Source organism: Mycobacterium sp. (assembly GCF_050701675.1).
Classification (GTDB): Bacteria; Actinomycetota; Actinomycetes; order Mycobacteriales; family Mycobacteriaceae; genus Mycobacterium.
The window spans coordinates 1-4442 of sequence record NZ_JBOGDD010001164.1 but is presented as its reverse complement, the minus strand read 5'-3'; the positions used below and the strand labels follow the sequence as shown (position 1 = coordinate 4442).

Sequence of the window (4442 nt, the reverse complement as noted above, 5' to 3'; positions counted from 1 at the left end):
GACGCGCGCACACGGTCGCGGGCGCACTGCGGGCAGGCACGGTGTCGGTCAACACCGTCGATGCGCTCAGCGCCCAGACGCCGTTCGGCGGCTTCAAGCAGAGCGGGTTCGGTCGTGACCTCTCATTGCACGCACTGGAGAAGTACACCGGCATCAAAACCACCTGGATCCGCTTCTGATGGGCGCGATGGCCATCTGATCACTCCCCGAGCCCCACCACCGCGGGTACCTTCCACTGAGGAGCCATCACACCCACATCGACGTGAGGATTCCTCGACATGGCCGAACCGATCGATGAGCACTTCACCGCCACCCTGCGGGCCCACCCGGACCTGGACGCCACCAGAACCCCGCGCGACGACGACGCACCACTGCGGCCCGGGTCAACGCTGACCGTCGCCCAGGCACTCGACCTGTTCGACGCGCAGCTCGGCAGCCGTCACCTCGACCTGGCCGCGCGCGCCCTGCGCGCCGACGGGATCGGCTACTACACGATCGGCTCCTCCGGGCACGAAGGCAACGCCTGCATCGCCGCCGCACTGCGTCCCACCGATCCCGCCCTGTTGCACTACCGTTCCGGTGCCTTCTACCTGCACCGCGCACACCAGTCCCAGACCGGCACCGATCCACTGCGCGATGTCCTGCTCGGCATCGTGGCGGCCACCGACGAACCCATCTCCGGCGGACGACACAAGGTCTTCGGCAGACACGACCTGCACGTCATTCCCCAAACCTCCACCATCGCCTCACATTTGCCGCGCGCCTTCGGAGTGGCATTCACGTTGGGACGCGCCCACAAGCTCACCGACACGTGCCCATGGCCGGCCGACGCCATCGCGGTCTGCAGCTTCGGTGACGCCTCGGCGAATCACTCGACCGCCGTCGGCGCCATCAATGCTGCGCTCAACGCCACCTACCGCGGACTGGACGTACCCCTGCTATTCGTCTGTGAGGACAACGGCATCGGCATCAGCACCAAGACTCCCGCCGGCTGGATCGAATCCACCTACGCCGACCGCGCCGGACTGACCTACTTCACCGCGGACGGCAGCGACCTCACAGCCACCATGACCGCTGCGACCGCGGCCGCCGATTCCGTACGCCGACACCGTCGGCCAGCCTTCCTGCACCTGCACACCGTGCGGCTGATGGGCCACGCCGGATCCGACTACGAAGCCGCGTACCGCTCGCCGCGCGACATCACCACCGACTACTCCCGCGACCCCGTCCTGACCACCGCACGACTCCTCATCGACAACGGCCATCTCAGTCCCACCGAGGTTCTCGATCTGTACGAACACAAGCGTGCCACCGTCATGGGTCTGGCCAAGGAAGTAGCCGAACTACCCCAGCTGAAGTCGGCCGACGAAGTCGCCCACCCCCTGACCAATGGACTGCGCGAAGCCAAGCGAGCCTCGCAGTCCGCACCGCGGTGTCCGGAGGGCCAGACACTGGCTCAATCCATCAACACCGCACTGCAACACGTCTTCGAAACTCATCCGGAGGCAATCCTGTTCGGGGAGGACGTCGCCCGCAAAGGCGGCGTCTACGGTGTCACCCGAGGCCTGCAAAAGAGGTTCGGACCCCAGCGGGTCTTCGACACCATCCTCGACGAACAGAGCATCCTCGGCTTGGCCCTCGGCGCCGGGCTCAACGGCCTGCTACCGATCCCGGAAATCCAGTACCTCGCCTACCTTCACAACGCCCTCGATCAGATCCGCGGCGAAGGCGCGACCCTGCCGTTCTTCTCCAACGGCCAGTATCGCAATCCCGGCGTCATCCGCATCGCCGGCTACGGCTACCAGAAGGGCTTCGGCGGCCACTTCCACAACGACAATTCCGTCGCCGCACTGCTCGACATCCCAGGCCTCATCGTCGCCTCCCCATCGCACCCCGACGACGCCTTCACCGCCCTGTGCGCCTGTGCGCACGCCGCAGCTACCGCCGGCGCCCTGTCGCTCTTCCTCGAACCCATCGCGCTGTACCACACCCGCGGCTTGCACGAGGATCGTGACGGCGCCTGGCTCTCTACGGGCACAGACGACATCAATCCCACCATCGGCACGGCACGAACCCACGGCGAAGGGACGGACCTGACGATCGTCACCTTCGCCAACGGCGTGCCCATGAGCCTCCGTGTCGCCGAACGCCTACGCCGTGATCATCAAATCCATTCACGGGTCACCGACCTGCGATGGCTCAACCCGCTGCCCGTGGAGGACGTCGTTCGCGATGCCACCGCCACCGGCCGCGTCCTCATCGTCGACGAGACGCGCCGCACCGGAGGAGTCGGGCAGCACGTGCTGACCGCCCTGATCGAAGCTGGATACCGCGGTGAACTCTCCCGCGTTGCCAGCTACGACAGCTTCATTCCCCTCGGCGACGCCGCGCTTCACGTCTTGCTCGACGAGCAGACCGTCGAGCAAGCTGCTCTAGATCTGTTCGGCGACACACTGCAAGCTGACAGGGATAGCTGAGGTCAGCAAGAAGAGGTAAATCCGCAGGGCACGGTTGCCTTCATGCCGGGCGACGCGACCGGCGTAGCAATCGTGGACGGAGCCACCGTCGTCGTAGCTGTGTCCCCGATGGTCATGCCCGACGCGCTGGTCACCGGGGCCGGCACGGTATGGCCGCCCATCTCCTGGCCAAGCGCTGCAGTAAAGGCGCCCGTGGCGACCAACGCCGCTCCAGCGAACAGGGTTGCTCGAAATATCCTCGACCGCTTCATGGTTACGCCCTCACTGTTCCTGTGGTTCGGCTTGATGTGACATGCGCGTGTGTTGAGAGTGTCGCGCCGAACTGGACGCATGCTGGATTAAGTCTTGTAATTCACTGGCAATTCGTCTTGGCGCGACGAGACCTCACCACAACGGTGATGGGACAACGCATCTCACTGCCCGTCATGATCTTGTTCTGGACCGACCGCCGACGTCAGTCGTCGATGAAGGTGACCGTCTCGTCGAGCGGAGCCCGAACCGGTACGCACGTACGTCACGGAAGGATCCTGGTAGCCGATCGACATAGCGCAGAAGAGCATCAGCTCCTGAGGGGGCGACACGACCTCGGCCACGGTCTTGCGGACCTGTGACCACGCCATCTGCGGACAGCTGCGCAAGGCCGCCGGCTCGTGACCGCCTCGTAGACGTCCATGCCCGGGTGTCTTCTTACCCCTTGGCGGCCGTTTCGAGGATCCAGTCCTCGAAGCGGATGTCGAAGAGCGTCGCACCGTCGCCGGGGACGAGGTCGCCTTCGTCGATCCGGATTCCCCAGTAGCCGGCGGCGGGGTCGGCGACGACTTCACGGGTATCACCACGGGCGGTCAGCGCGGTCCGGATGAGGTCGGGCAGGCGGAACCGCTGCGGACCACCCACTTCGGTGATGCCGCCGACGGGGGCATTGACTGCGGCAATGGCGACGGCGTCGGCGACGTCGGTGGACGCCATCGGCTGAATCAGTGCCGGCGGCAGGTGCACCTCGTCGTCGATGGTGGCAAAGTCCGCGATGGACTTGAGGAACTCGAAGAACTGCGTCGCATGCACGATCGAGTAGGGAATCGGACCCTCGCTGATCAGCTTCTCCTGCGCCAGTTTGGCTTCGAAGTACTCGCTCTTGGGGGCGAGCCGATCGGTGCCCACCACCGACAGCGCGACGTGGTGACCGACGCCTGCTTCCGCCTCGGCTCTGAGCAAATTGGTGGTGGCAGTCGTGAAGAACTCCTTGGCGGCGCCGTCGAGCGTCGGAGAGTTCGAGACGTCGATGACGACCTCCGCACCACGGAGCGCCTCGGACAGGCCCTCACCGGTCAACGTGTTGACACCCGTCGACGGAGCTGCGGCCAACGCATCGTGACCCCGTTCGGTCAACCCGTGCACCAACTTCGAGCCGATAAGACCCGTTCCACCAATGACGACGATTCGCATGTCTGATCCCTTCTGATCGTGTTCCCTGACGGTCTGAACGGATGCCGGGTCGCGGATTCATCCCGATTGCAGCGCATCGTCGAGATCGACGGGTTCCCCTTCGGCGCACGAGCGATCATGACTACATGACACCGCTGCGCGCCGCCATCGTCGGTACCGGGTTGATGGCGTCGGTGCACACCGAGGCCCTGCGGCGCATCGGCGTGACCGTCCTTGGCGTCTCCGGTTCCTCACCGGCGCGCGGTGAGGAGCAGGCACAGGCGCTCGGACTGCCCTCGGCCTACGGGACTTACCAGGACCTGCTGGCCGACGACCGGATCGACGTCGTACACGTGTGCTCGCCAAACCACCTGCATCACGAACACGCACTGGGTGCGCTGCGCGCTGGCAAGCACGTCGTCTGCGAGAAGCCGCTGGCGATGAGTTCGGCCGAAGCGGCCGAACTCTGCGACGTCGCACACTCATCGGGCCTGGTGCATGCCGTCTGTTTCATGCAGCGCTTCTATCCGCAGTGTCAAGAGG

General features: G+C 65.3%; 5 protein-coding genes and 1 pseudogene. 4 read left to right on the top strand and 2 right to left on the bottom strand.

The annotated features are described in order from the left end of the window. The 3 genes from ACRDUX_RS36055 to ACRDUX_RS36045 form a co-directional block, all read left to right on the top strand. A partial coding sequence (locus ACRDUX_RS36055) for an aldehyde dehydrogenase family protein (RefSeq protein WP_526421513.1) occupies positions 1-179 on the top strand: 179 nt, incomplete at its 5' end. 99 nt (positions 180-278) lie between these two features. Then, positions 279-2477, top strand: a complete 2199-nt coding sequence (locus tag ACRDUX_RS36050; RefSeq protein WP_526421511.1) for a thiamine pyrophosphate-dependent enzyme — start codon at positions 279-281, stop codon at positions 2475-2477. A gap of 42 nt (positions 2478-2519) precedes the next feature. Beyond that, positions 2520-2768 (top strand): hypothetical protein, encoded by a 249-nt coding sequence (locus tag ACRDUX_RS36045; RefSeq protein WP_526421509.1) that lies wholly within the window; start codon positions 2520-2522, stop codon positions 2766-2768. Positions 2769-2931: 163 nt separating this feature from the next. Here ACRDUX_RS36045 and ACRDUX_RS36040 read toward each other — a convergent pair. Beyond that, positions 2932-3115 (bottom strand): annotated as a pseudogene (locus ACRDUX_RS36040) (nitroreductase family protein); the annotation flags it as partial. A gap of 49 nt (positions 3116-3164) precedes the next feature. After that, a complete protein-coding gene (locus tag ACRDUX_RS36035; RefSeq protein ID WP_526421508.1) occupies positions 3165-3920 on the bottom strand; it encodes an SDR family oxidoreductase in 756 nt (251 codons plus the stop codon). A gap of 125 nt (positions 3921-4045) precedes the next feature. Between ACRDUX_RS36035 and ACRDUX_RS36030 the strand changes: the two genes are divergently transcribed. Next, positions 4046-4442, top strand: a 397-nt coding sequence (locus ACRDUX_RS36030) for a Gfo/Idh/MocA family protein (RefSeq protein ID WP_526421506.1), incomplete at its 3' end; no start/stop codon positions are given.